This window comes from Streptomyces sp. NPDC041200 (assembly GCF_055591805.1).
Genome location: NZ_JBVIZF010000014.1, coordinates 1 through 26753, shown reverse-complemented (window position 1 = coordinate 26753; position 26753 = coordinate 1). Strand labels below are relative to the sequence as shown.

The window sequence follows — 26753 nt, the reverse complement described above, 5'->3', positions numbered from 1 at the left end:
GCGGGGACACATGGCGGGCGAACTGGGCTTCACCCCGCATCTGCGGGTCGAACCGGTGCCGGGCGAGGCGGTCTACCTGGTCTCCGAGCACGGCGTCACCGCGCTGCACGGGCGGGCGATCGCCGCGCTCGCGCCGCTGCTGGACGGGTCGCGGGACCTCGCGCACATCCTCACCGAGGCCGCCCGCGCGCCCGGCCTGCCGGGGGCGGTGCCCGCCGGGCAGGCCGAGCGGGTCATCGCGCGGCTGCGGGCGGCCGGGCTGGTGTCCGTGCGGGAGCGTACGCACGCCCCTGGGCCGGAAGAGGCGTACTGGGAGCTGGCCGGGCTGGGCGGCGGCGACAGCGGCGGTGACGGGCGCTCCATACGCCCGGCCGGGGCCTCCGTGGCGTCGGTGATCCTCGGTTCGGCCGATCCCGCCGAAGTCGTCCGGGCGCTGCGGGCGGCGGGGCTGCGGTCGGCGGCCGGGGTGAACGAGGCAGATGAAGCGAATGAAGCGGATGGAGCTGACGAGCCGGACGACCGGGCGGCGGCCCCGGCCGCGCAGGGCCGGGAGTGCCGATGGGCCGTTCGTCAAGTCGGCCCGCGTCAACATGGCGCCGCCGAACTCACCCTTGTGGTGTGCGACGACTACCTCGATCCGCGGCTCGCCGCCGTCGACGCCGCCCATCGCGCCGCGGGCCGCCGCTGGCTGCCCGTCAAACCGGTGGGCACCCGGGCCTGGCTCGGCCCGTTCCTCGGCGCCCCCGACGACCCGTGCTGGGCGTGTCTGGCCGACCGGCTGTGGCGGGGGCGGCAGGCCGAGGCGTACCTCCAGCGCAGGCTGGGCCGCCCGGGCCCGGTGCCGCGGCCGCCCGCCTCACTGCCCGCGAGCCGCGCGGCCGCGCTCCAGCTGGCCGCGCTGGAGGCCGCCAAGTGGCTGGCCGGGCACCGGCATCCGGGCCAGCGGGCGCTGTGCACCCTGGACAGCCTCACCGCCACCGTGGACCGCCATCCGCTCGCCCGTCGCCCGCAGTGCGCCGGGTGCGGGAATCCGCTGCTGGTCGCGGAGCGGATACGGGCGCCGCTGGCCCTGCCGTCCCGGCGTGAACCGCGCTACGCCGACGCCGAAGACGCCTCACCGCTGCGCGTCATGGAGCGCTATGGCCATCTGGTGGACCCCGTCACCGGGCTGGTCACCGAGATCCGCCGCGATCCGCGCGGCCCGGCGTTCCTCAACTGCTACCACGCGCGCCACCCTTCGTACGCCGCGTACGCCGCGCACGCCGGAGCGCCCACCCCGCCGAGCGGCCTGGACGCCGTGCGCGCCGGACTGCGGGCCGCCGCCCACGGCAAGGGGCGGACCGCCGAGCAGGCCCGGGCGAGCGCCCTGTGCGAGGCCCTTGAGCACTACAGCGGCCACTTCCAGGGGGACGAGCCGCGCCAGCGCGCCCGCTACCGCGCGCTGGACCCGGCGGAGGCGGTGCATCCGGACACCGTCCAGCTCATGGACGCACGGCAGTTCGCGCGGCCGCTCGCGGGCCAGGGGGCGCCGCGCCACCGCGTCCCCGACCCGTTCGACGAGGACGCCGAACTCGACTGGACGCCGGTGTGGTCGCTCACCGCCGAGCGGCACCGGCTGCTGCCCACCGCGCTGTTGTACTACGGCGCCCCGCAGCCCCCGGGACAGCGCTGCTGCCGGGCGGACTCCAACGGCGCGGCGGCCGGGGCCACTCTGGCCGACGCCGTCGTACGGGGCTTCCTGGAGCTGGTGGAGCGGGACGCGGTCGCCCTGTGGTGGTACAACCGCACCCGTCAGCCCGCGCTCGCCCTGGACGGCTTCGACGACCCGTGGCTGGCCGAACTGCGCCGCGCCCACGCCGGTTTGCGGCGCGAGGTGTGGGCGCTGGACCTCACCACCGACTTCGGCATCCCGGTGGTCGCCGCGCTCTCCCGCCGGACCGACAAGCCCGCCGAGGACATCACCCTGGGATTCGGCGCCCACTTCGACCGGCACGCCGCGCTGTGCCACGCCTTCGCCGAGCTGAACCAGATGCTGCCCGCGGTGGTCGAGGCCCGCCCCGACGGCGGCGGATACGGCGCGGCCGACCCGGAGGCGCTGCGCTGGTTCCGCACCGCGACCACCGCCAACCAGCCCTATCTGACGCCCGGTCCGGACGCGGCGCCACCGCCCGCGATGGCCGCTCCCCCGGACGGCGATGCCCTGGCTGCCGTCCGGGAAGCCGTCCGCGCGCGCGGGATGGAGCTGCTGGTGCTGGACCAGACCCGGCCGGACGTGGGGCTGCCCGTGGCCAAGGTGCTGGTGCCCGGACTGCGCCCGCACTGGCCCCGGTTCGCCCCCGGCCGCCTCTACGACGTCCCGGTGTCCCTGGGACGGCTGCGGCGGCCGACTCCGTACCGCGCGCTGAATCCCATTCCCCTTTTCCTGTGATTCCTCCTGTGATTGCCGGTGACAACCCGTAACTCTGTGTACACCATGAGACTTCTCCGCACCCCCTCCTCCCCCATAAAAGATCGGATACTCTCGGGCAAGCCGCCCAATCCGGCCCGACCATCCGGAGGACGAGTGCAGAGGAGCCTCTTGCCCGACGATGCCGGGAACAAGCCGCCACGCGACCACGACGACTTGGCGCCGCGCCTGGCCGTGGTGATCACGGTGATGGTGCTCCTGCTCTACTTCACCGTCGCCGTGACCTACGTGGTCGAAGGGCTCCCCCCGGGGAGCGCGGTGGACGCGGTGGTGCGGATGCTGGAGATCCTGCCGGTGCTCGCCGTGCTGCTGGGCATCCAGCTGACCCACTCCTTCCCGGCGCTCGCGCCCCGGCTGGCCGCCGCCCGGCACTGGACGCTGCTGCTCCAGACGGTGCTGACCTTCCTGCCGTTCGCGCTCTTCGAGCAGGCGTGGCTGGGCATGCCCGGCTTCCTGGCGGGCTCCGCGCTGCTGGTGCTGGCCCCGGCGGCGGCCTGGCCCGCGTTCGCCGCGATCCTGGTGATCACCGATGTGCTGCTGTTCCAGGTGGGATTCGGCTGGGACAAGGTCGCGTACACCACGGTGTCCACGACGATCACCGGGCTGGTGGTCTTCGGCCTCTCCCGGCTCTCCGGGCTGGTCGCCGAGGTATCCCGGTCGCGCGCGGAGCTGGCCCGGCTGGCGGTCGCCCAGGAGCGGCTGCGGTTCGCCCGGGACGTGCACGACCTGCTCGGCCTCAGCCTCTCCACCATCACCCTCAAGTGCGAGCTGGTGCACCGGCTGGTGCCCCGGCAGAACGACCGGGCCCAGCAGGAGCTGGCCGAGATCCTGCAGACGTCCCGTCAGGCGCTGGCCGACGTACGGGCGGTGGCCAGCGGCTACCGCACGATGTCGCTGGCGGCGGAGGCGGAGACGGCGCGGTCCATGCTGGCCGCGGCGGGCATCCGGGCCACCGCGGACATCGGCTGCGGACCGCTGCCCGAGCGGGTGGACACGGTGCTGGCGAGCGTGCTGCGCGAGGGGCTGACCAATGTGCTGCGGCACAGCAAGGCCGAGCACTGTGCGGTCACCGCCCGGCGGGCGGGCGCCACGGTGCGGCTGACGCTGGTGAACGACGGAGTGGGCAAGCCGTCCACCCTCCTGCGGGCCGACGGCGTCGCGGGCACCGCCGGAGCCGACGGCGGCAGCGGGATCGGCAACCTCCGGGTGCGGCTGGCGGGGCTCGGCGGGCGGCTGTACGCGGACGTACGGGCCGACGGCCGGTTCGAGCTGCGGGCCGAGCTGGAGGTGTCCCCACAGCCGCCGCGGGGCGGGCGGGGGCGCGGCACGGAGGAGGAGTTCGGCCCGGCGGTGACGGCCTAGGGGATGTCGTGCCGATCATGCCGGGCTCCCCGACGCCTGGCACGACAAGACACCCCTAGCGGATCGCTTTACAGCCAGCCCGCCTCGCGGGCGATCCGGATGGCGTCGACCCGGTTGCGCGCGTTGAGCTTGGTGACGGCCGAGGTCAGGTAGTTGCGGACGGTCCCCACCGACAGGAAGAGCCGGGCCGCGATACGGGTGGCCTCCTCGCCCTCGGAGGCCATCCGCAGCACCTCCAGCTCGCGCGGGGTCAGCGGCTGCGGGCCGTCGTCCAAGGCGGCCAGGGCGAGTTGGGGGTCGATGACCCGCTCGCCCCGCGCGACCGCGCGAATGGCGTCGCACAGGGTGGCCGGACTGCTGTCCTTCAGCAGGAATCCGGCGACACGGGCCGCGAGCGCGCGCCGCAGATTCCCGGGGCGCCCGAGGCTGGTGAGCATCATCGTCCGGCATTCGGGAACGGCGGTGTGCAACTCGGCAGCGGCCGTCAGCCCGTCCACTCCGGGCAGGTCGATGTCGAGAATCGCGACATCCGGACGGAGCTGACGGGCCCGGGGCAGAATGTCAGCGCCGCTGGAGAATTCGGCCACGACCTCGATATCGGGTTCGAATTCCAGCAGGGCGACCAGTGCCTTGCGCAGCATATGCATGTCTTCGGCAATGAGCACTCTGACCATTTCGCCCCGCCCCTTCCCCACCGGCCCCCGCCGACGATTATTCCCCCACGTGTCCGGGGATCACGGCTCTTTCCGTCTGATTCCCTCTGTCGAACAGACGTATAGTTTTCCGAGTTGTCATCCCGCCGCAGTTCAGGCCGCGCCGCCCCGGCACGGTTCGGTGGGGACCGGCGCGTACTCCGCGTACAGGGTGCGCAGTTCACCGCGCAGATACCACTCGCGCAGCATCGAACGGCGGACCTTCACCGCTCCGTCCCGGCGCACCGTCCCGGGGCGTACGAGCAGCACCGCGCCGGTGGTGACGCCGAACTCCTCCGCCACCCGGGCCCGGACGCGGGCGGCGAGCCGGGGCAGGCCGGTCCGGGCGGCGCTCGCCGTACGGACCTCCTGGACGACGACCAGCGGCCCGGCGCCGGGCCCCGCGCAGAACACCCGGGCCGACCCCAGGGCCCGCCCGCAGACGAGCAGTTCACGCTCGACGTCCTGGGGGTGCAGGGTGATCCCGTCCACGAGGAGGCCGTCATGAACCCGGCCGGTCATGCGGATGCCGCCGTCCGCCGCGAGGCCGAGGTCACCGGTGCGCAGGAATCCGTCCGGGCCGTCGGCGGCGCGGGCGGCGAAGAGCGGCACGGTGTCCAGCGGCCGCCCCCAGTGGCCGGTGGTGACGGCGGCGCCGCGCGCCCAGATCTCCCCGGCCGCCCCCTCGGGCTGCCGACGGCAGGTCTGCGGGTCGACGACGCCGAACTCCGCGCCGGGCACCGGGGTGCGGCCCTCGGCGATCAGCAGGGGCGTGCCTTCGGCGGGGGCGTATCCGGCGACCAGGGTTCCGGGGCGCAGCCCCGCGGCGGCGTAGCGGCGGGCGAAGGCGGCCATGGTGGCGGGCGAGACCGGTTCCCCCGCGTTGAGCGCGGTCCGGCAGCGGGAGAGGTCGAGCCCGGCGGGCTGTTCGTCGGCGGCGAGCGCGGCGCAGCGTGCGTAGTGGGTGTCGGGGGCGACGGTTTCGGTGATGCCGTGGCGGCTGATGGCCCGCAGCCAGGCGGCCGGGTCGGTACGGAACGGGCGCGCGGGCAGCGGGACGGCGGTGGCGCCCAGCCACAGCGGGTGCAGCACCTGGCCGATCAGGCCGGGGGCGTGGCGGCGGGGCAGCCACCCGCCGATCCGGGAGCGCGGGCCGGTGCCCAGGGTGGCCCGCAGGGCGTGCATGGTGGCGAGGAGGTTGCCGTGGGTGAGCCGGGTGCCGCGCGGGGCGGTGGCGGGTCCGGAGTCGTACGCGAGCAGGGCGAGGCTGTCGGGATCGGTGCGCGCGGGCGGGGCGGGCCCGTCGGCGGCGCGGTCGGCGGCATGGTCCGGCGGCAGCCTGTCGACGGGCAGGCAGGTGATGTCGGCGCGGCCGACGAGCGAGAGGCGGCGGGAGGTCTCGGTGGCGTGCGCGGTTTCGGTGAGGACGAGGTCCACGCCGGCGTCCCGGGCGATCGCCGCGGTGCGCTCGGCGGCGGTGCGGGACGCGGTGGGCGCGGGCACGGGGACGGCGACGGCGCCCGCGTAGAGGCAGCCGAGCAGGGCGGCGGCGATATGCGTGCCGGGGTCCATGACAATGAGCACCCGGCGCCCGGCGGCGTCCCGTCCGCGCAGCCAGGCGGCCACGGCGGCGGCGCGGGCGTCGAGTTCGGCGTAGGAGATCCGCCGCTCGCCGCCGCCTCCGTCCGGGTGCGCCAGCGCGACGCTGTCGGCCCCGCCGCCCCGGGCCCGCTCTCTCAGTGCCTCGGCCAGATTCGCGTGTCGTGGCATGGTCGCTCCCGGGCGCCGGAGATCAAAACGAGGCCACAGTTTCGGAGCGCCACCTCGAACACTGCTTGATCACCGTTCGGACGCGGTGGCGGGCGCTACTGTGCGACGGCCTGGGTGTGGTGTCCGGCGGACCTTCGTGAATCAGGCCGCGGTGTCCGGTGCGGGGGCGCACAGCGGCGCTCGCGGCCCCGCGACGATCCGCCCGGCAGGCCTCACGTGCGCTCGCCGCGGGTGACCTGGACGGCCCAGGAGCCGCCGGTGGCACGGCCGGTGACGGTCACGCGGACCGCTTCCTCCCGGGCCAGCAGGGAGTCGCCGACGCCGAGCGGGGCGTCGGCCAGCTCGGGGTAGACGGACTCGTTCCAGCAGGCGGAGGTGGCGGGGTGGCCGTCCAGCACGCGGACCGGGCCCTCGCCCGAGGCGGCGTCGTTGCGCACCCGGTAGACCAGGACGCCTTCGGTGCAGGTGCCCGCGTCGTTGCCGTACGCGCCGCGTGCCTCGATGGCCAGGGCGGTGGTGGGGCCGGTGCGGACCACGACCAGCCGGGTGCGGGTGTCGGTGCCGGGGCGGCCTTCCATGGGGGCGCCGAGGGGCTGGAGGGTGTACATCTTCGGGCCCAGGGCGCGGGCGCAGGCCACCTGCCGCCCGGTGAGCCAGCCGAGCTTCCACTTGTGCCAGCCGAAGGGGTCCGGGGAGAGGCCGAACTGGCTGCCCATCAGGTCCCAGTCGCCGACGTAGGTGTCCCAGTCGCCGCTGTTGTCGGTCGTGCTGGGCCGGTGGTAGAGGTCGGGCAGGTCGAAGACGTGCCCGGTCTCATGGGCGAGGACGTTGCGATCGGGCGGATGGTGCTCGAAGACGGTCACCAGGCGCCGTAGATCCTTACCGTCGGCGCGCAGGGGCCGTTCGAAGTTGACCACTTTGGTCGCGTCGGCGTCGACGCCCGGGGCGTCGGGGTCGGCGACGAGGTAGACGATGTCGTAGCGGCCGAAGTCCACGTGCGGATCGGCGGCGCGGATGGCGTCGCGCAGATACGCGGCCCGGCGCGCGGAGTGCCAGTCGCGCTGTATGGCGTACGCGGTGGACGCCTTCGGCATGGTGATCCAGCGCCGCATCGGGTGGACGCGCAGCGAGAAGCGTCCGTAGGAGGCGCGCTGGAAGAAGTCGCCGGTCGCGGGGGTGTGGTCGGCGGCCAGCCGGGCGGGGGTGACCTTGGGGGCGGCGTCCGGGAAGGACAGGAAGACCATGGCCGCGCGGAGCGAGCGGACCGGTCGGGGGTAGTTGCCGTTCCAGCCGTCCAGCCCCTCGGAGTGGTGGGCGCCGGTGCGCTCCAGGGCGCACGGCCCGCCCGCGCCCACGGCCGTGGCGGGACCGGCCACCACGGTGGTGGCGATCAGGGCGCTCAGCGAGGTCAGGACGGCCTGGGCCCGGCGCAGCCGCGGCGGCCGCGGCGCCCACGCGGACGCTTGAGGACGCGCCATGCCGACCTCCCGGGCGTAGAGGGAACACCCACTCCACCCTGGGTCGGATTGGCGCGGTACGCCCTGTTCGACTGGACCGGTCGAGTGAAGAGGCCGGGATGCGGGTACGTAACAGACGGTCACATCCGGTCAAGCGGGCAGTGCGCCCGCGCAGAGTCGAACAGATACGACCAAACACCTTGTCAATGCGGCGGTGATCGCGATGGCGTCAATGGAACGCGCGGAGTACGAGCCTCTATGATCGGCACATTTCCAGCGGGGATTACCTATTCAGGCGGGCTCTTGCCGCCTGCCCGGCACCCGGTGTGAGAGATGCACGAGACGTGTACGACACAGATGACATACCTGGACCAGACACACGCCATGCGGGAGCGAGCGGTGAGCGGAACCCCCGACTGGCAGGGCCGCGCGCCCGGCGCGACGCTGCCGACGATCACTGAGCGTAATACGCCCCCCAGCGCTTCCCCCATCGGGGCGAGCGCTGACACGCCCTCGGGCACGCCACGGGGCGCACAGCGGGGCGCACCACTGGGCGCGCCCCCGGGCACACCGCTGGGCACACCCCCGAACACGCCCCCGGGCGCACCGCCGGGTGCCGCGCCCAGCGACTACCGCGCCGCCTTCAACGCCGCGCGGCTCGCCATGGCGGTCATCGACCGCGAGGGCAGGGTGCTCGACGCCAACCCCGCGCTGGGCGCCCTGCTGGGCGCCGACCCCGCCCAGCTGGCCACCCGTGGCGCCGCCGAGCTGGCGGAGCTGCGCGAGGACGCGCGCACCTGGAACGACTACCGCGAGGTGCTGCTCGGCCGCCGCGAGCGGATGACGTGCACTCGTCGGCTCCATCACTCCGACGGCCATGCCCTCTGGGCCGAGATCACCGTCGAACCGGCCCCGGACAGCTGCAGTCTTCTGCTGTCGATGGCCGACATCAGCGACCGCCGGGACCTCCAGGGGAGGCTGCGCCATCTGCAGATGCACGATCCGGTGACCCGGCTGCCCAACCGGAACCTCTTCTTCGAGCGGCTGGCCGCCGCGCTGGAGGCGGGGGCGTACGACCGCGCGGGCACCGGCCGGATCGGGCTGTGCTACCTCGATCTGGACGGCTTCAAGGCGATCAACGACACCCTCGGCCACCGGGTCGGCGACCGGCTGCTGCGGGCGGTCGCGCTGCGGCTCACCGAGTGCGCGGCGCCCGGCGACCATCTGGTGGCGCGGCTCGGGGGCGATGAATTCGCCCTGCTGGTGCGGGAGTCCAGCGGCACCGAGCAGGTGTGCGAACTGGCCCGCTCGGTGCTGGCCGCGCTCCAGCGGCCGTTCGACGTGGGCGGGCAGCGGCTGTCGGTGTCGGCGAGCATCGGCGTCGTGGAGCGGCCCGCGGCGGGCACCCACACCACCTGGCTCATGCAGGCCGCGGACACCACGCTCTACTGGGCCAAGGAGGACGGCAAGGCGCGCTGGACCCTCTTCGACCCCGAGCGCAACGCCCACCGCATGACCCGTCAGGCGCTGTCCAGCACGCTGCGGCCGGCGGTCGAGCGGGAGGAGTTCGTGCTGGACTACCAGCCGCTGGTGGGCCTGGTCGACGGGGTCGTCCGGGGCGTGGAGGCGCTGGTGCGCTGGGACCATCCGCAGTTCGGCCGGCTCTCACCGAATCGGTTCGTCTCGCTGGCCGAGGAGAACGGCGCGATCGTGCCGCTCGGCCGCTGGGTGCTGCGTACCGCTTGCCGCCAGGCCCGCGCCTGGCAGCAAGCCCATCCGCGGCATCCGCTGGTGGTCAGCGTCAATGTGGCCGTGCGTCAGGTGTGGGACTCCGACCTGGTCGCCGACGTGGGCACGATCCTCGCCGAGACGGGGCTGCCGCCGCGGCTGCTCCAGCTGGAGCTGACCGAGTCGGCGGTCATGGGCTCGGCGGGCCGTCCGCTGCAGGCGCTCCAGCAGCTGAGCGACATGGGGGTGGCCATCGCGATCGACGACTTCGGCACCGGCTACTCCAACCTGGCCTATCTGAGCCGGCTGCCGGTCTCCACGCTCAAGCTGGACGGCTCCTTCGTCCAGGGCTTCCGGGCCGAGGAACACCCCAATCCGGCGGACGAGACGATCGTCCGGGCGCTGGTGGAGCTGGCGCACCGGCTGGGGCTCACGGTGGTGGCGGAGTGCGTGGAGAGCGCGGAGCAGGCGGAGCGGCTGGGAGGGATCGGCTGCGACACCGGTCAGGGCTGGTTCTACTCCCGCCCGGTCCCGCCCGACCGCATCCCTCCCATGCTCCCCGCCTGCCCGCTCTCCCCTTAGGCGCTCCCCGTAGGCGCTTACGCGGGCGCGTCCGGTTAGGCGCTTACGCGGGCGCGTCCGGCAGGCCGTACGCGTCCGCGATCATGCCGTACGAACGGATCCGGGCCTCCCGGCCGTGCGCCGTCGTCGTGATCTTGAGTTCGTCCGCCCCGGTCCGCTTGACCAGGTCGTCCAGCCCTTCACGCACCTCGTCCGGCGTCCCGTACACCACGTTGGCCAGCCAGCTGTTGACGAAGTCACGCTCGATCTCGCTGAATTCGTGGGCCTCGGCCTCCTCCGGCGACGGCACCAGGCCGGGGCGCCCGGTGCGCAGGCGGATCATGGAGAGGGCGCCGGTGAGCACCTGCCGGTGGGCCGCCTTCTCGTCCTCGGCCGCGAACGCCGAGACGCCGATCGACGCGTACGGCCGGTCCAGCACCGCGGACGGCCGGAACGACTCGCGGTAGAGGTCGAGCGCGGGGATCGTGTTGGCCGCGGAGAAGTGGTGCGCGAAGGAGAACGGCAGGCCCAGCTGGCCCGCGAGCCGGGCGCTGAAGCCGCTGGACCCCAGCAGCCACACCGAGGGGCGGTCGGCGGACTGCACCCCGCCGGGGACCGTGCCCTGGACGGGGCCGGGCACCGCGTGGATACGGGCGTACCGGTGGCCGTCCGGGAAGTCGTCGTCCAGGAACCGGACCAGCTCGGCGAGCTGCTGCGGGAAGTCGTCAGCGCCCTCGCGCAGCCGCTCGGTGCGTCGCAGCGCCGCCGCGGTCGCCCCGTCGGTGCCGGGGGCGCGGCCGAGGCCGAGGTCGACCCGGCCGGGGGCGAGTGCCTCCAGGGTGCCGAACTGCTCGGCGATGACGAGCGGGGCGTGGTTGGGCAGCATCACCCCGCCCGAGCCGAGCCGGATCCGCTCGGTGTGGGCGGCCAGATGGGCGAGGATGACGGCCGGGGAGGAGCTGGCGACGCCCGGCATGGAGTGGTGCTCGGCCACCCAGAAGCGGTGGAAGCCGCGCTGCTCGGCGAGCCTGGCCAGCTCGGTGGTGGTCCGCAGGGCCTGGGTGGCGGTCAGCCCGCTGCCGACGGTCGCCAGGTCCAGCACCGACAGCGGTACGGGCGCGCTGCCCCGGGGGTTGGCCCGGATGGTCTCGCGCTCTTCGGCGCGGCTTTCGTCGCGCTCGTCGTCTCGCCGGTCCCGCTCATCGGCCACGGTGGCCCGCCTCCCTGATCGCACTGCGGTACTGCATCGTCTACCGCGCACCATCAACCGGATGAAGGCTCCGGTTTATTCCCGGCCCGGGACCCGGGGGTTCCGGGCCCCGAGCCGGGGGCGTGTCAGGCCGTACGGCGGCGGCGCAGCACCAGGACGGTGGCCGCGGTGCCGACTTGTTGGACGTGCTGTACGGGGAGATCACCAGCAGCGGCTGGCGCGGGCCGGGACCACAGCGGTCCTGGTAGCCGCCGGCCGGGCGGGGAGCGGACTGGCAGGCGGGGCTGTCGGTCGCCTGGCCGTTCGAACCGGCCGTGGTGTCGCTGGATCCGTTGGTGGGCTTCGCGTACGCGTGGTCGTACCAGCCGTCGCTGTCGTCGTAGGCGACGACGATCGCGGTGTCCTTCCACTGCGGCGACTTCTGGATCGCGTTGATCTGCTTGACGAGGAAGTGCTGCTCGTCGACCGGGTCCGAGTAGCCCGCGTGGCCGTCCTGGTACTCGGCGGCCTCCAGGAAGCTGACCGCGGGCAGATGGCCGGTCTTGAGGGCGGCGTCGAAGTCGGTCAGGTCGTAGTTGTGGTTGGCCTGACCCTGGTGGCCGATCTCCGAGACGCTCTTGGGCGGCAGGTGATGGGGGTTGGCCGTGGACTTGTAGTACTGGAACGGCGCGTGGTGCGGGCTGTAGTCCACCAAGGAGGCGCCGCCGAACGTTGGTGTGGGTGGTGCCGGAGCACTTGGCGTAGCTGCCCTGCTTGCCGTCCCAGGCGGTGCTGGGCCGGAAGCCGCCCTGGAACCAGCCCCAGCTGACGTCCTCGGCGTTGAGCAGGTCGCCGATGTTCTTGCCCTTGAGCAGGCCGAGGGCGCTGCCGCTGGTGTGGTCCTTGTCCGAGCAGTCGTCGAAGGCCGGGTCCGGGTCGTTGATCATCGTGCCGACGCCGTGGGCGTCCGGCGAGGACACGGTGGCCGGGTCCGGCTTGTCGGTCTGCTCCGGGTCCTCGGTGGAGGACTTCGGGTCGGTGGAGACGATGCCATGGGTCTGACCGGAGACCAGCTCGATGGCGCCCGGGCTGGACGGGCCGTAGCCCGAGCTGAACGAACGGTCACTCAGGGTGTAGTGCTGGGCGTAGTTCCACAGTCCGGTGACCGTGTTGCCGTCGTAGTAATCCATCACCAGACCGGGCTCGCCGAACAGCCCGGTTCAGGTCCTGCTGGGTGACCGGAACGGCGGCCGGGCCGCCGCCACGGCCACCGCGGCGGTGACCAGCAGCGGGCGTTGCGACCGGGGAGGGAGGGAGGGAGGGAGGGAGGCGGCGCACGGCTGCATGCAAGCAGATTCCGGGAAGCGGAATACTGCCGGGATCGTCCGGAGAGAGGGAATTCCCGCCCGGTTCACCGATCCGTCACCACTCGCTCCCTTTCTCCGCCACCGTCGCCGCCCGCTCCTCTGCTTCCCCGCTCTCCTCAGCCGCCCGCGGCGAACAGCGCGCCCAGCCGGTCATGGACCGGCCTGCGGCCCAGCAGCCGCAGCCCTTCCCAGACCGTGACCTGATTCGCCGTGAGCACCGGCTTGCCCAGGTCCGCCTCCAGATCGGGCAGCCAGGCGGCGGTGTGCAACGCGGTGTCCGGCAGCAGCACCGCCTGGGCGTCGGGATGGTCACCATGGCGGGCCATCCGCAGCACCTCGTCCTTCCCCCAGGTGCCGACCTCGGCGGCGGTGATGATGCCGCTGCCCTGGGTGGAGACCACCTCCGCGCCCGCCGCCTTCAGAAACGTCCTGAAGTACTCCGCGACATCCTCCGGGTAGGTCGCGGCGATGGCCAGCCTCTCGACGCCCAGCGCCTGCACCGCGTGGGCGAAGGCGAAGGAGGTGCTGGAGGCGGGCAGCACGGCCGTCTCCTCCAGCTCGCGCACCTGCTCCCGGGCGCCCTCCCAGCCGAAGACGAAGCTCGCACTGGTGCAGGCCCAGATCACCGCCTGGGCGCCGCGCTCCTTCAGCTCGGCGACCCCGGCCGCGAGACGGGCCCCCGAGCCCATTTCCAGCAGGGCGTCCACCCGGTGGGCGTCCTCACCGATGTCGGTGTGGACGAGCGGGAGCCGCACGCTGTCGCCGAGCATCCCCTCCAGGCGCGGATAGTCGTCCTCGGCGGAATAGCCCGGGTAGAGAAAGCCCACCGTGTCCGGCGTCTGGTGCGTCGTCCGCTGCGTCGCGTCCGTCATGACTGCCTCCTTACCTGCGGCCCCCGTGGGCGCCGCCCCTGCACTGTCATTTGTGATACACCGCAGCCGCCCGGCAGGTTCCCTCACATCGCAGACGGACCTCCCGAGTCGTCGAGGAACGGGCCCTCGCCGATCCCCGGCCCGAACCCCGGGTCGAGACCGTCCGCCGGATCGACGTCCGGCCCCGGCGACGCGGCCCCGGCCAGCGCCGCTTCCGGCTCCGGCTCGGCATGCGCCACCGGATTCGCCATCGGGGGCATCGAGGCCATCGGGTCGGCCACCATCGACGACGCCATGCCCGCCGGGCCCCGCCGCGCGGCCGGGTCCAGCAGCGCCTGGTACGGGCCGACCGCCTGGGCACCGATCTCCCGCAGCGCCGCCCAGACCGTCACCTGGTTGGCCGACAGCACGGGCATCCGCAACTCCGCTTCCAGCTGCGGAATCACGTCGTACGTCGGCAAGTTGGTGCAGCTGATGAAGAGCGCGTCGGGCGACCCGACCACCGCCTCCCGCGCCATGTCGACCACGTCGCGGTAGGGGACCTTCCAGATGTGCCGGGTCAGTCCGAGATAGGCCCGGCCCGTCACGGTGATCCCGGCCTCGCCCAGGTACTCCTCCAGCGAGTCGGTCACCGACCGGGTGTACGGGGTCACCACCGCGACCCGCCGGGCGCCGATCTCCCGCAGCGCCTCCAGCAGGGCGCCCGAGGTGGTGAGCGAGGGCAGCTCGCCCGCCTGTGTCATCGCCGCGCACATCGCGCGCTCGCCGGCCACGCCGCCGACGAAGCTGCCCGAGGTGCAGGCGTAAGCCGCCACTTCCGGTGCGACCGCGCTCAGCGCCCGCACCGCGTCCTGCAGGGTTTCGTGCTCGCTCACGAGCCGTGCCAGGTCGAGACTGACCTCGACCGGGACGAAGGGTGTGCGGGTGAGGTGCAACGAGACCTCGTCCGGCACCCAGCGCCATAGTTCGCGATCAAGCGCGAAGTCGAACGGTGCGACGACACCCACGCCACGCTGCGGCTGCGGGCCACCCAGAAAGGAGACGTCCATATATCGAGCCCCAATACAGAAAGGGAGGGCTGGACCATTGGCCAGAGATATAAGAGAGAGCACCGGCCTGATGCCGGGACGTCGGGACAGATCCGTTGTTGACGACGGTAGTTTCCGCTGCCTAGCGTGGTCAATCCCCGCAAACCTTGGCGCCTGCCCCAACTAACGTCAGCCAAACTCACCCACGTTTCGAAACGGTTTCCCGCCTATGTCCGAAAGCACTGTTGTCGTCTTCGGCGAGCAGCCCCCGGTCCGGCTGGACCGGCTGGCCGGCCGGGCCCAGGTCGTGGTGTGCGACGAGAAGACCCTGCCTGACGCCCTGCCCTCCGCCGATGTCCTCCTGGTCTGGGATTTCACCTCCGACGCGGTACGCGACGCCTGGCCCGGCGACGGCCCCCGGCCGCGCTGGGTGCACACCGCGAGCGCCGGGGTGGACCGGCTGCTGAGCCCCGAACTGACCGCGTCCGACACCGTGTTGACCAACGCGCGCGGCGTCTTCGAACAGCCGATCGCCGAGTACGTCGCGGGCCTGGTCATCGCCATGGGCAAGGACTTCCTGGGCAGCTGGGAGCTGCAGCGGCAGCGCCGCTGGCAGCACCGCGAGACGATGCGCCTGGCCGGGACGCGCGCCGCCGTCATCGGCGCCGGGCCCATCGGCCGGGCCATCGCCACCACCCTGACCGCGCTCGGGATCAAGGCCGACCTGGTCGGACGCACCGCCCGCCCGGGCGTACGCGGCAACGACGAGCTGCCCGAGCTGCTCTCGCAGGCCGACTGGGTGATTTCCGTCGCCCCGCTCACCGACGCCACGCGCGGCATGTTCAACCGAGCCGCCTTCGCCCGGATGAAGCCCACAGCCCGGTTCATCAACGTCGGACGCGGCCCTCTGGTGATCGAGGACGACCTCAAGGCCGCCCTGGTCGGGCGGCAGATCGCGGGCGCCGCGCTGGATGTGTTCGAGAACGAGCCACTCGCCCCCGACGACCCCCTGTGGGACGTGCCCGGGCTCTTCGTCTCGCCCCACATGAGCGGCGACACGGTCGGCTGGCGCGACCACCTCGCCGACCAGTTCCAGGACAACTACGACCGCTGGAGCGCCGGAGAACCCCTGCTCAACATCGTCGACAAGCGCCTGGGATACGTACCGGTGGACTGATCGCACGGCCGGACCGGTCAATACGGTCCGCACGATCTGAACGGAGAGCTGGATGACCGACCTGCACGACCTGACAGCGGTTCAACTCCTCGAGCGGTACGGCTCCGGCGACCTCTCCCCCGTCGAGGCCACCCGAGCCGCCCTCGACCGGATCGAGCAGATCCAGCCGAGGGTCAACGCCTACAGCCGGGTGGACGACGAGGAAGCGCTGCGCCAGGCGGAGGAGTCCGCCGAACGGTGGCGGCGTGGCGAACCGGCGGGGCTCCTGGACGGCGTTCCGGTGTCGGTGAAGGACATCCTGCTGATGCGCGGCGGCCCCACGCTGCGGGGGTCCCGTACGGTGCGCACGGACGGGCCGTGGGACGAGGACGCGCCCGCGGTGGCGCGGATGCGGGACCACGGGGCGGTGTTTCTCGGCAAGACGACCACACCGGAATTTGGCTGGAAAGGTGTCACGGACAGCCCCGTGTACGGGGTGACGGGCAACCCGTACGACCCCGGGCGCACCGCGGGCGGCTCCAGCGGCGGCAGCGCGGCGGCGGTCGCGCTGGGGGCCGGCCCGCTGAGCCTTGGGACGGACGGGGGCGGGTCCGTCCGCATCCCCGCGTCCTTCTGCGGGATCTTCGCGCTCAAACCCACCTATGGGCGGGTGCCGATCTATCCCGCCAGTGCGTTTGGGACGCTCGCCCATGTGGGGCCCATGACCCGGGACGCGGCCGATGCCGCCCTGCTGATGGATGTCATCACCGGGGCGGACTGGCGCGACTGGTCGCAGCTCGGCCCCTTCGGGGGGAGCTTCCGGGAGGCTCTTACGGGGGGCGGCGGCGCGGTCGACGGGCTGCGGGTCGCGTACAGTCCGGCGCTCGGTGGTGGGGTTGTGGTCGACCCCGAGGTGGCCGCGGCGGTGCGGCGGGCCGTGGACCTGCTGGCCGAGATGGGCGCGGTCGTGGAGGAGATCGACCCGGGCTTCGAGGATCCGGTGGAGGCCTTCCACACGCTGTGGTTCAGCGGTGCGGCGCGAGTGGTGCAGCCGCTCGGGCAGGAGCAGTGGGAGCTGCTGGATCCGGGGCTGCGGGAGGTGTGTGCCCAGGGGGCCTCGTACAGCGCGCTGGACTATCTGGCGGCGGTGGACGTGCGGATGGCGCTCGGGCATGCGATGGGGCGCTTCCACTCCGCGTACGACCTGCTGGTCACGCCTACGTTGCCGATCACCGCCTTCGAGGCGGGGGTGGAGGTTCCCGAGGGGTCGGGGCACGCACGGTGGACAGGGTGGACGCCCTTTACCTATCCCTTCAATCTGACGCAGCAGCCGGCGGCGTCGGTGCCGTGCGGGATGACGGCGTCGGGGCTGCCGATCGGGGTGCAGTTGGTGGGGGCGCGGCATGCGGATGTGGAGGTTTTGCGGGTGGCGCACGCGTTGTATGGGGCGGGGGTGGCGGAAGCCGTGCCCCCGCCGGTGGGGTGACGGGAACACATCTTGTTACGGGGGCTCCGCCCCCGCGCCCCCGCTCCTCAAACGCCGGAGGGGCTGGATTTGCCGGGCCCGGGGGCACGGAGCCCCGGGCCCGGCGAAGGCTCACGCTCGGCGGAAGCTCAGGGTTTCGCCCAGGGCACCCGCTCGCCAGAGGTCTTGGCAGGCGTCGGCCATGCGGTCCAGGCCGTCTACCACCGAACCCCAGACGATGCCCGGGACCCAGCCCGCGTCGCCGTTGATGAGCAGGTTGTTCCGCTCGTAGAACAGCGCGAGGTCGATCACCTGGCGCTTGCCCTGGTGCTTGGCCTGGGCCTCGTAGCCGTAGGACTTCGTGCCGAGCTGGGTGTCGGAGAACGTGAAGTAGCACAGGTCCCCGGGGATGGGTGTGATCGTGGGGTTCTCCAGCGGTGGCTCCTCGGGGGCGAAGGGTGGCAGCAGCGCGTAGATCTCGTTCCGCGCGTACTTGGCGTGATAGACGTCACCCCCCAGCGGCAGCGCGTTCCAGACGGCCTCGCAGGTGATCGGCGCGCGGTCGTCGAGGAGTTTCGCGGTGCAGGTCACTCCACGCTTGTCGAGCGAGACCTCGATGAACCGGTCGGCTCGGTCAACCATCGACATTCCTCCAGGTCGCTTCGGAACAGTCCTTACCCGTCCCTACCAGTCCTTCCCCAGGGGGCCTACCCCGCATCGTCTGTATCAAGGGCTGGAAACGACCCGCATATATTTCGTGAGTTCGGGTAGCCGCGCGCCCATGGCTCCACCACGTGGGAAAGATATCGATAACAGAGCAAAAGGGGCATCCCGTCGATCGCTTCTGGTCGGCGGCGCGGCCCTTGGCCTACTGGGCGCGGTCGGCTGTAGCCGGGTGTCCAACACGGACGCCAAGGATGGGGGCAATCTGCTGGAGCGCCTGCGGGCGCAGGGCACGGTCCGACTGGGAATTGCGGGGGAGATCCCATTCGGCTACATCGACAAGAACGGCGACTTCACCGGTGAGGCACCGGAGATCGCGAAGGTCATCTTCAAGCGGCTGGGTGTGGACAAGGTCCAGCCGGTGCCGACCGAGTTCGGCTCGCTGATTCCGGGGCTCCGTTCGCAGCAGTTCGACGTGGTCTCCGCGGGGATGTACATCAACCCCGAACGCTGCGCCCAGGTGATCTTTTCCGACCCCGACTACCGCATGCGGGACGCGTTCATCGTCCGCAAGGGCAACCCGAAGAACCTTCACAATTACGACGACATCGTCAAACAGAAGGCCAAAATGGCGACCGGCACCGCTTATGCCGAGATCGATTACGCCAAGAACGCCGGGGTCAAGGAGAGCGACATGCTGATCCTCCCGGACCAGCTGGCCGGTCTGCTGGCGGTGGAGCAGGGCCGGGCCGACGTCTTCGCGGGCACGACCGTGACCGTCCACAACGTGGTCAAGCAGCGGAACAGCAAGCGGGCCGAGGCGACCGAGCCGTTCCAGGCCATGCTCGACGGCAAGCCGGACATCGGGGCGGGTGGCTTCGCCTTCCGGCCGGAGGAGACCAAGCTCCGCGACGCCTTCAACGTCGAGCTGCACAAGATGAAGAAGAGCGGTGAGCTGTTGCGCATCGTGCGGCCCTTCGGTTTCACCGAGGGCGAGATGACCGATCTGACCGCCGAGGAGCTGTGCAAATGACGGCCGGTCTGTGGGAACACTGGCTTCTTCCGGGCGTCTGGATCACGATCCAGCTGACCCTGTTCAGCGCCGCCTTCGCCCTCGCCGTCGCGTTCGGCATCGGCATGGCGCGCACGTCGCGGCTGCGGATCGTCCGCTTCCTCACCGCCGCGTACGTGGAGATCTTCCGCGGTACGTCGGCCCTGGTGCTGATGTTCTGGCTGGCCTTCGTGATGCCGCTGGCCTTCGGCTGGCAGCTGTTCCCGATGTGGGCGGCGGTGCTGGCGATCGGGCTGAACTACGGGGCGTACGGCTCCGAGATCGTCCGCGGCGCGATCGCCTCCGTGGCGCCCGCGCAGGGTGAGGCGGCCATCGCGCTGAGCTTCACACCCGCGCAGCGGATGCGGCGGGTGATCCTGCCGCAGGCGATCCCCGAGATGATCCCGCCGTTCAACAACCTGCTGATCGAGATCCTGAAGGCGACGGCGCTGGTCTCGGCCGTGAACGTCGCCGACATCACCTTCGCCGCCCAGCTCTCCCGGCTGGCGACGGGTGAGAGCGCGCAGATCTACACGATCATCCTGGTCCTCTACTTCGTCCTGGCGTTCATCCTGACCCGGCTGATGCGGCTGCTGGAGCGGCGCGCCAAGGCCAACCTCGGCCAGGCTCCGCCCAAGGCCTCGCTGGTCACGCGCAAGCTGATCGGCAAGCAGGAGACCGAGCAGTCGCGCAACATCGTCGTCGGAGGAGGTGCCCAGTGAAGTGGGACTGGGACGTGGCCAAGGACTTCCTCCCGCAGCTGGGCCACGGGCTGCTGATCACGCTGGAGGCCACCGCCCTCGGCTCGGTCCTGGCGTTCGCGCTGGGGCTGGTGTGGGCGATGGCGCTCCGTTCGCCGACCCGCTTCGTGCGCTGGCCGGTGTCGGCGGTGACGGAGTTCATCCGCAACACCCCGCTGCTGGTGCAGCTGTTCTTCTTCTTCTACGTACTGCCGACCTGGGACATCAAGTTCTCGGCGCTGACCACCGGCGTGATCGCGCTCGGGCTGCACTACTCGACGTACACCGCCGAGGTCTACCGGGCCGGTATCGACGGTGTGCCGGTGGGCCAGTGGGAGGCGGCCACCGCGCTCAGCCTCTCCCGGGGCCGCACCTGGCAGGCGGTGATCCTGCCGCAGGCGATCCGCCGCGTGGTGCCCGCCCTCGGCAACTACGTCATCGCGATGCTCAAGGACTCCCCGATGCTCGCGCTGATCGGCGTCGTCGACATGCTGCAGAAGGCGCGGGGCGAGGCCTCGTCGTCCTTCCACTACATCGAGCCGTTCACGATGGTCGGCATCGCCTTCATCCTCATCGCCTATCCGGCATCTCTTCTCATGCGAGCCCTGGAGCGTCGTCTTGGCCACTGAAACCGACCACACGAATCCTGCCGTGGACGGCAGTGAACTGATCCGCTTCGACAAGGTGACGAAGCGCTTCGGTGCCAATACGGTCCTGGACGACCTCGACTTCTCGGTCTCCTCCGGCAAGCACGTCACCCTCATCGGCCCGTCCGGCTCCGGCAAGACCACGATCCTGCGGCTGCTGATGACGCTGCTCAAGCCCGACGAGGGCACGATCAAGGTCGACGGGGACTACCTCACCCACGAGGACCGGGGCGGCAAGCTGGTCCCGGCGGGCGAGAAGCACACCCGTGAGGTGCGCAAGAAGATCGGCATGGTCTTCCAGCAGTTCAACCTCTTCCCCAACATGCGGGTGCTGCGGAACATCACCGAGGCCCCGGTGCACGTCCTGGGCCTGGACAAGGACGAGGCCGAGACGCGGGCGCGGGAGCTGCTCGACCTCGTCGGCCTCGGCGACAAGTGCGACATGTACCCGACGCAGCTGTCCGGCGGGCAGCAGCAGCGGGTGGCGATCGCCCGGGCGCTGGCGATGCGGCCGCAGGTGATGCTGCTGGACGAGGTGACGTCGGCGCTCGACCCGGAGCTGGTGGCCGGGGTGCTGGACGTCCTGCGGGACATCGCCCATACGACGGACATCACCATGCTGTGCGTGACCCACGAGATGAACTTCGCGCGGGACATCTCCGACGACGTGCTGATGTTCGACGCGGGCCGGGTCATCGAGTCCGGTCCGCCGGAGAAGATCTTCTCGGAGCCGGAGCACGAGCGGACCCGGGAGTTCCTGAGCGCCGTGCTGTAACGGCGCGCCATGGCCCCGCCGAACGACAGGGGGCGATATGGGCGGTCTGACGGTGGCACATGCCATCGCTCAACTTCCGCTCCGTATCGCCCCCTTGGCGGCTATCGTGGAACGAAGCCGCCTCCCGTCGGGCGCCTGTGGGCTACCCCACGGCCGTGACCCGCAGCGACGGCGATGAAGCAAGCGGTCACCACCTGCGAGAGGGGACGCCGTGGTGCTGGGGCCCGAACCGATCGCACCGCTCCGCTCGGTGCGGCACGCCCTGCGCGTCCTGGAGGTCGTCGCCCGGCACTCCAGCGGGGTGAGTCACGCCCGCATCGCCCGCGAGACCCGGCTGCCGAGCGCCCGGCTCACCGAGCTGCTGCGGATGCTGCGCCGCGAGGGGTACGTCGAGCAGATCACCGACGGGGCATACATCGGCGGCGCCTCCCTCACCCTGCTGGACACCGGCGCCCCGGAGCGCGGGCATGCCGTCGAGGACAAGCTGCAGAAGTCACTCACCGCGCTCCGCGACTCGGTGGGCGCGGCGGTCTACTTCAGCCGCTACGTGGACGGCGAAGTCAAGATCACGCAGTACGCGGACGGGCCGCGCACGCCCCGGGTCAACGAGTGGGTGGACTTCCGCTCCGCCGCCCACGCCATGGCCGTCGGCAAATGCCTGCTCACCCAGCTCGACCAGGACGGCCGCCGCGACCACCTCGCCCGCCACAAGACGGTGCGGCTCACCTCACGGACGACGACCAGCGAGAAGGTGCTCTTCCGCAAGCTGGACAGCCAGCCGCCCACCGTGCCCGTGCTCGACCTGCAGGAGTACGCCGTGGGCACGGTCTGCGCGGCCGTCCCGGTGACGGCGGGGCACACCGTCGGCTGTCTGGCCCTCTCCCTCCCCCTGGAGCGCGCCCACCGGCTGCACCGGGCCGCCTACCTGCTCAATCGGGAGGCGGCCCCGATGCTGCTCTCGCTGACCATCTGATGTTGGTCAAAAGCACCCTCCCGGACCAGGTAGTATTTACTTCGTCAGCAGGCGCCGCTAGCTCAGTTGGTTAGAGCAGCTGACTCTTAATCAGCGGGTCCGGGGTTCGAGTCCCTGGCGGCGCACCTGATCGACTGAATGGCCCGGTTGTTCTCGGCTTCGAGAGCGCCGGGCCATTCAGCTTGTCCGGCCGCCCCTGACCTCCAGCGTGCCCAGCAGCTCTCCGGTGGCGGCGGCGATCGCCTCGACCGCCCGGTCGAAGGCCTCGGCGTTGTGCGGGGCGGGCTGGCGGAAGCCGCTGATCTTGCGTACGTACTGCAGCGCGGCGGCGCGCATGTCCTCCTCGGTGACCGATTCGGCATACGGCGGGCGCAGTGTCTTGATGGATCTGCACATACCCATGACGGTACGCCGAGGGTCCGACAACGCGTACGGCTTCACGGGCTGGGCCAGTCCGGGGCGTCGCCGTCCAGCATGAAGGTGCGCATCAGCGCGGCCAGCCGGTGGGGCTGGTCCATCGGGATCAGGGTGTAGCTGTCGGGGATCTCCACATGGCGGCCCTGCGGCAGCATGGCCGCCAGCCGGAGGCCGTGTTCCGGGGGCATCACGCGGTCCTCGGACGCCCATGCCACCAGCGCGGGGCGGTCGAAGCCGCGCAGCCGCTCGGCCCAGCGCAGCAGCTCCGCGGCGGGCGGCACGCCGAGGACGTACTTCCGCAGGTCGCGGCGGATGTCCGGGGACGTCCACAGCGGCCGGAACCAGGCGTCCATGACCTCCGGCGGCACCGGGCGCTTGGTCATCCAGCCCCAGGTCATCGGAAGCCGCCGGAGGGGGTGCAGCTTGAGCAGGGAGAAGGCGGTGCGCAGACCGCCGGGGAGGCGGGCGGAGGTGTGGAGGTTCTTGCCGGGCAGGCCGGGCGGGAAGTTCTCGAACGCCTCGCACGAGGTGATGACCAGCCGCCCGATCCGCTCGTCGCGGCCGTCCGCGACGAGGGCCTGGGCGCCGCCCCAGTCGTTCATGGCGAGGGTGACGTCCGTGAGGTCCAGCCGCTCCAGGAATTCGGCGACCAGCCGGGCCACGCCGAGGACGGACAGATCGGCGTCGGGCCGCATGGGACGGCGGTGGCCGCCCAGCGGCAGGGTCGGGACGACGCAGCGGACGCCGGGGCGGAGCGCGGCGACCACCTCGCGCCACAGCGAGCCGTCCATGGCGACGCCGTGCAGCAGCACGGCGACCGGCCCCTCACCCCCGGTGTCCTCGTACTCGATGGTGCCTGCGGAGAGTTCCACCTCGTCACGATGCGACATATGTCCGAAGGTACCCGACCCGTTCACCCGAGCCGCAGACCGGAGAAGGTCACGGCCGGGGCGGCCTCGGCGCGGACGGCGACGGCGGCGTGGTAGCCGGGCGGGGCGGGCAGGTCGGCGAAGGCCCAGCCGGACGGGAGGGACGCGTCGGCGGGCAGCGGGGCGCCGAACTGGTCCGCGAGGCCGACGTAATGGGTCCGCAGCCCGCCCGGCAGCCCGGTCCCGATGCCCTTCAGATACGCCTCCTTGCGCACCCAGCAGCTCATGAACGCCCGCTCCCGCCGCTCCTCGTCCGGCAGCGCGGCGATCGCCGCCCGCTCGCCGGGGTGCAGCTGGCCGATCAGTCCGTCGAGCCGGTCGCCGGAGCGCCGGGGGCTGCGCTCCTCGATGTCGGCGCCGACGGGCGCGCCGCCCGACACCGCGCACAGCGCGGCGTCCCCGGCGTGGGAGAGCGAGAACGCCAGGGTGGTGTCGCCCGCGAGGGCGGGGCGGCCGTGCGGCTTCTCGCAGTCCGGCATGCCGCAGGTCTCGCGGGTGAACTCGATGTCCGCCGGGTCCGCCCCCAGATATCCGCCGAGCAGGGTCCGCAGCCCCACATGCGAGGTGAGGTAGCGCTCGCGCGCCGTCGCGTGCCGCATCCCCGCGGCGCGCTCCCGCTCGCCCGCGTCCAGCGTCCGGTCCGCGACCGCGGCGGCGGAGGAGGCGTACGGCGGGATGTGCAGCAGCCATACGGCGACCTCGCCGGGGCCGGGGCGGTCCTCGGGGCGGGGCGGGGCGGCGAGCGGCCCCCAGGGATCGGCGGTGTGGGCGGCGGGATCGTCCACCGGGGCGTCGGCCTGGTCGTCGGCCTGGCCCTCAGCCGGGCGTATGAGCGGCACTGTTCCGTTACCTCCGTTGGAGTTCATCCGTGTCCGCCGTCCGGCGTCCGTCCACCGACGACGGTACCCACCCGTCGCGCCCGCAACGCCCGTGCCGCGACGCGACGTTGCCGTAGGGGAACGCCCGGTGACTTCGGACACGTTCACATCACGGCTGGCCCGGGCACCGGGTGACACCACTACGATCGCGCACGACCGGGCACGATCTGTGATGGGGGTTTGCGATATGGCGACGGGATTCCTGACGAAGGCGGCCTCCGCGGCGACTCTCCCGGTGGCTCCGCTCTACGGTGCCTTCCTCTCGTACTTCATCTATCACCCGCCCCGGCGGCCGCATCACAAGAAGCCCGAGGACCTGGGCCTGACCAGCACCGATGTCCAGGTGCCGCTGAACGGGAAGCCGCGCGGGCTGCATGTGTGGCTCTGCCCGGGCGACGCGGCGCGGGTGGTGGTGCTCGGCCACGGGCTGGGGCTGAGCAAGTCGGCGAGCCTGGCCCAGGCGCGGCTGCTGAACGAGGCGGGCTACACGGTCGCCATGTTCGACCACCGCAACCACGGCAAGAGCGTCTCGGACCCGGCGTGCTGGGGCATGAGCGACCGTCACACCGACGATGTGGTGGCCGTCATCAAGCATCTGCGCGCGATGGACGAGTACGCGGCGGCGCGCTTCGCCGTCTTCGGCTTCTCCATCTCCGCCTTCCCCTCCTTCTACCTGCTGGGACGGGCGGCGGAGTGCCCGGTCGACGCGGTGATCTGCGACAGCGGTCCGGCGCTCGAACTCTCCCCCCTGTTCCGCAACTTCGTCGCGGCCGACGGGCTGCCCATCCCCGGCCCGCTGCGCACCGGGCCCTCCCGCAAGGCCCTGGAGCTGGTCGCCGCGTCGTCGGCCCTGGCGATGCTGCGGGTGAAGTGGCCGCCGAAGGCGGAGGGGGCGTACGAGCGGACGCCGATGCTCTTCCTGGCCGGTGAGCGCGACACGATGATCCCGGCCGCGGGGGTGCACGCGCTGGGCGAGCGCTATCCGCTGGCCGAGGTGCACACGCTGCCGGACACCGACCATCTGCAGGGCATCAAGTCCCAGCCGGATGTGTACGCGGACACGGTGCTGGGCTTCCTGGAGCGGACGCTGAAGGACTGATCGGCTCGGAAACACCGGCAGGCCCCTCCCCCGCTGACGGGGTGGGGCCTGCCGATGAGGGGAGCGAGGTGCGGCGTCCGTCCTTGATCTCCGTCAGTCCTTGATCTCGCAGATGACGGCGCCGGAGCTGATGGAGGCGCCCGTGTCCGCGTTCAGGCCCTTGATGACCCCGGCGCGGTGGGCGTTGATGGGCTGCTCCATCTTCATGGCTTCGAGGACGACGACGAGGTCGCCCTCGGCCACGGTGTCGCCCTCGGCCACGGCGACCTTGACGATGGTGCCCTGCATCGGGGAGGCGAGGGCGTCGCCGGAGGCTGCCGAGCCGCCCTTCTTGACCGCCTTGCGCTTGGCCTTCTTCGACCCGGCGGCCGGAGGAGCGGCGGCCACGCCGAGGGAGGCGGGCAGGGAGACTTCGAGTCGCTTGCCGCCGACCTCGACGACCACGGTCTCGCGCCCGATGGCCTCGTCCTCGTCGGTGTCGGCGGGAGCGGCGGCGAAGGGGGCGATGGTGTTGTGGAACTCGGTCTCGATCCAGCGGGTGTGGACCGTGAACGGGTCGCTGGTGAAGGCGGGATCAGTGACCACGGCCCGGTGGAACGGGATCGCCGTCGCCATGCCCTCGACCTGGAACTCCGCCAGCGCGCGAGCGGCCCGCTGCAGGGCCTGCGTACGGGTGGCGCCGGTGACGATCAGCTTGGCCAGCAGCGAGTCCCACGCCGGGCCGATCACCGACCCCGACTCCACACCCGCGTCGAGCCGCACACCCGGACCGGACGGCGGGTCGAAGACCGACACCGTCCCCGGCGCCGGGAGGAAGTTGCGGCCCGGGTCCTCGCCGTTGATGCGGAACTCGAAGGAGTGGCCGCGCACCTGCGGGTCGTCGTAGCCCAGCTCCTCGCCGTCGGCGATGCGGAACATCTCGCGGACGAGGTCGATGCCGGAGACCTCTTCGGTGACCGGGTGCTCGACCTGGAGACGGGTGTTGACCTCCAGGAAGGAGATCGTGCCGTCGAGGCCGACGAGGAACTCGACGGTGCCCGCGCCGACGTATCCGGCTTCCTTGAGGATGGCCTTCGAGGCGCGGTACAGCTCGGCGTTCTGCTCCGGGCTCAGGAACGGCGCGGGGGCCTCCTCCACCAGCTTCTGGTGGCGGCGCTGGAGGGAGCAGTCACGGGTGGAGACGACGACCACGTTGCCGTGGGTGTCGGCCAGGCACTGGGTCTCCACGTGGCGGGGTTTGTCGAGGTAGCGCTCGACGAAGCACTCACCGCGGCCGAAGGCGGCGACGGCCTCGCGGACGGCCGAGTCGTACAGCTCGGGCACTTCCTCCATCGTGCGGGCGACCTTCAGACCACGCCCGCCGCCACCGAAGGCGGCCTTGATCGCGATCGGGAGCCCGTGTTCCTGGGCGAAGGCCACGACCTCGTCCGCGCCGCTCACGGGGTCGGGGGTGCCCGCGACCAGGGG

The 26753-nt window shown here is 72.0% G+C and carries 22 protein-coding genes, 1 tRNA gene and 1 pseudogene; 12 read left to right on the top strand and 12 right to left on the bottom strand.

Going from position 1 to position 26753, the window contains the following annotated elements; all coding sequences use genetic code 11:
* Window positions 1–10: 10 nt before the first annotated feature.
* Entirely contained in the window at window positions 11–2428 is a 2418-nt protein-coding gene (locus ACZ6CL_RS26945) for a TOMM precursor leader peptide-binding protein (protein ID WP_468939788.1), read from the top strand.
* Between the two features lie 150 nt (window positions 2429–2578).
* A complete protein-coding gene (locus ACZ6CL_RS26940) occupies window positions 2579–3829 on the top strand; it encodes a sensor histidine kinase (protein ID WP_468939787.1) in 1251 nt (416 codons plus the stop codon).
* 68 nt (window positions 3830–3897) lie between these two features.
* Here the strand turns inward: ACZ6CL_RS26940 and ACZ6CL_RS26935 are convergent, their stop codons facing one another.
* The 3 genes from ACZ6CL_RS26935 to ACZ6CL_RS26925 form a co-directional block, all read right to left on the bottom strand.
* Window positions 3898–4503, bottom strand: a complete 606-nt coding sequence (locus tag ACZ6CL_RS26935) for a response regulator transcription factor (RefSeq protein ID WP_468939784.1) — start codon at window positions 4501–4503, stop codon at window positions 3898–3900.
* Between the two features lie 132 nt (window positions 4504–4635).
* Complete coding sequence (locus ACZ6CL_RS26930) at window positions 4636–6291, bottom strand: AMP-binding protein (RefSeq protein ID WP_468939782.1); 1656 nt, start codon at window positions 6289–6291, stop codon at window positions 4636–4638.
* Window positions 6292–6503: 212 nt separating this feature from the next.
* Window positions 6504–7769: a M6 family metalloprotease domain-containing protein gene (locus ACZ6CL_RS26925; protein ID WP_468939780.1), complete on the bottom strand. Its 1266-nt coding sequence runs from the start codon at window positions 7767–7769 to the stop codon at window positions 6504–6506.
* A 363-nt stretch (window positions 7770–8132) separates the two neighbouring features.
* Here ACZ6CL_RS26925 and ACZ6CL_RS26920 point away from each other — a divergent pair, with 363 nt between their 5' ends.
* Window positions 8133–10058, top strand: coding sequence for a putative bifunctional diguanylate cyclase/phosphodiesterase (locus ACZ6CL_RS26920; RefSeq protein ID WP_468939778.1), 1926 nt, complete (start codon window positions 8133–8135; stop codon window positions 10056–10058).
* A 43-nt stretch (window positions 10059–10101) separates the two neighbouring features.
* On the opposite strand, the gene ACZ6CL_RS26915 is transcribed toward ACZ6CL_RS26920, so the two are convergent.
* From ACZ6CL_RS26915 to ACZ6CL_RS26900, 4 genes and pseudogenes are all read right to left on the bottom strand, one after another.
* Entirely contained in the window at window positions 10102–11181 is a 1080-nt protein-coding gene (locus ACZ6CL_RS26915) for an LLM class flavin-dependent oxidoreductase (RefSeq protein WP_468940097.1), read from the bottom strand.
* A 241-nt stretch (window positions 11182–11422) separates the two neighbouring features.
* A pseudogene (locus ACZ6CL_RS26910) lies at window positions 11423–12446 on the bottom strand (phospholipase C); the annotation flags it as partial.
* 263 nt (window positions 12447–12709) lie between these two features.
* On the bottom strand, window positions 12710–13465 hold the full coding sequence (locus ACZ6CL_RS26905) for a maleate cis-trans isomerase family protein (protein WP_468939775.1): 756 nt from the start codon (window positions 13463–13465) through the stop codon (window positions 12710–12712).
* A gap of 83 nt (window positions 13466–13548) precedes the next feature.
* Window positions 13549–14514: a maleate cis-trans isomerase family protein gene (locus tag ACZ6CL_RS26900; protein WP_468939773.1), complete on the bottom strand. Its 966-nt coding sequence runs from the start codon at window positions 14512–14514 to the stop codon at window positions 13549–13551.
* A 208-nt stretch (window positions 14515–14722) separates the two neighbouring features.
* Here ACZ6CL_RS26900 and ACZ6CL_RS26895 point away from each other — a divergent pair, with 208 nt between their 5' ends.
* Together ACZ6CL_RS26895 and ACZ6CL_RS26890 are read left to right on the top strand one after the other, a co-directional pair.
* The gene (locus ACZ6CL_RS26895; RefSeq protein ID WP_468939770.1) at window positions 14723–15670 is read left to right on the top strand and encodes a D-2-hydroxyacid dehydrogenase; all 948 of its coding nucleotides are present in this window, start codon (window positions 14723–14725) and stop codon (window positions 15668–15670) included.
* 52 nt (window positions 15671–15722) lie between these two features.
* Window positions 15723–17135: an amidase gene (locus tag ACZ6CL_RS26890; protein ID WP_468939768.1), complete on the top strand. Its 1413-nt coding sequence runs from the start codon at window positions 15723–15725 to the stop codon at window positions 17133–17135.
* A 111-nt stretch (window positions 17136–17246) separates the two neighbouring features.
* Here ACZ6CL_RS26890 and ACZ6CL_RS26885 read toward each other — a convergent pair whose 3' ends face one another.
* The gene (locus tag ACZ6CL_RS26885) at window positions 17247–17756 is read right to left on the bottom strand and encodes a DUF3830 family protein (RefSeq protein ID WP_468939765.1); all 510 of its coding nucleotides are present in this window, start codon (window positions 17754–17756) and stop codon (window positions 17247–17249) included.
* Window positions 17757–17895: 139 nt separating this feature from the next.
* Here ACZ6CL_RS26885 and ehuB point away from each other — a divergent pair, with 139 nt between their 5' ends.
* From ehuB to ACZ6CL_RS26855, 6 genes are all read left to right on the top strand, one after another.
* Window positions 17896–18810 (top strand): ectoine/hydroxyectoine ABC transporter substrate-binding protein EhuB, encoded by a 915-nt coding sequence (gene ehuB / locus ACZ6CL_RS26880; protein ID WP_468940094.1) that lies wholly within the window; start codon window positions 17896–17898, stop codon window positions 18808–18810.
* The gene (gene ehuC / locus ACZ6CL_RS26875) at window positions 18807–19550 is read left to right on the top strand and encodes an ectoine/hydroxyectoine ABC transporter permease subunit EhuC (protein WP_468939762.1); all 744 of its coding nucleotides are present in this window, start codon (window positions 18807–18809) and stop codon (window positions 19548–19550) included. Before ehuB ends, ehuC begins: the two co-directional genes overlap by 4 nt.
* Window positions 19547–20197 (top strand): ectoine/hydroxyectoine ABC transporter permease subunit EhuD, encoded by a 651-nt coding sequence (ehuD, locus tag ACZ6CL_RS26870; protein ID WP_468939760.1) that lies wholly within the window; start codon window positions 19547–19549, stop codon window positions 20195–20197. Before ehuC ends, ehuD begins: the two co-directional genes overlap by 4 nt.
* 22 nt (window positions 20198–20219) lie before the next feature.
* Entirely contained in the window at window positions 20220–20990 is a 771-nt protein-coding gene (gene ehuA / locus ACZ6CL_RS26865) for an ectoine/hydroxyectoine ABC transporter ATP-binding protein EhuA (RefSeq protein ID WP_468939758.1), read from the top strand.
* A gap of 211 nt (window positions 20991–21201) precedes the next feature.
* Window positions 21202–21963 (top strand): IclR family transcriptional regulator, encoded by a 762-nt coding sequence (locus tag ACZ6CL_RS26860; RefSeq protein WP_468939756.1) that lies wholly within the window; start codon window positions 21202–21204, stop codon window positions 21961–21963.
* Window positions 21964–22014: 51 nt separating this feature from the next.
* A tRNA-Lys gene (locus ACZ6CL_RS26855) sits at window positions 22015–22088 on the top strand.
* A gap of 52 nt (window positions 22089–22140) precedes the next feature.
* Here the strand turns inward: ACZ6CL_RS26855 and ACZ6CL_RS26850 are convergent.
* From ACZ6CL_RS26850 to ACZ6CL_RS26840, 3 genes are read right to left on the bottom strand one after another with little or no spacing between them, the layout of a single operon-like run.
* The gene (locus tag ACZ6CL_RS26850) at window positions 22141–22359 is read right to left on the bottom strand and encodes a DUF2277 domain-containing protein (RefSeq protein WP_468939753.1); all 219 of its coding nucleotides are present in this window, start codon (window positions 22357–22359) and stop codon (window positions 22141–22143) included.
* Window positions 22360–22400: 41 nt separating this feature from the next.
* Window positions 22401–23270, bottom strand: coding sequence for an alpha/beta fold hydrolase (locus ACZ6CL_RS26845; protein WP_468939750.1), 870 nt, complete (start codon window positions 23268–23270; stop codon window positions 22401–22403).
* 23 nt (window positions 23271–23293) lie between these two features.
* On the bottom strand, window positions 23294–24148 hold the full coding sequence (locus ACZ6CL_RS26840; RefSeq protein ID WP_468939747.1) for a 4'-phosphopantetheinyl transferase family protein: 855 nt from the start codon (window positions 24146–24148) through the stop codon (window positions 23294–23296).
* Between the two features lie 226 nt (window positions 24149–24374).
* Here ACZ6CL_RS26840 and ACZ6CL_RS26835 point away from each other — a divergent pair, with 226 nt between their 5' ends.
* The gene (locus tag ACZ6CL_RS26835; RefSeq protein ID WP_468939745.1) at window positions 24375–25286 is read left to right on the top strand and encodes an alpha/beta hydrolase; all 912 of its coding nucleotides are present in this window, start codon (window positions 24375–24377) and stop codon (window positions 25284–25286) included.
* 93 nt (window positions 25287–25379) lie between these two features.
* Here the strand turns inward: ACZ6CL_RS26835 and ACZ6CL_RS26830 are convergent.
* On the bottom strand, window positions 25380–26753 hold a 1374-nt coding region (locus ACZ6CL_RS26830; RefSeq protein ID WP_468939742.1), incomplete at its 5' end, for an ATP-binding protein.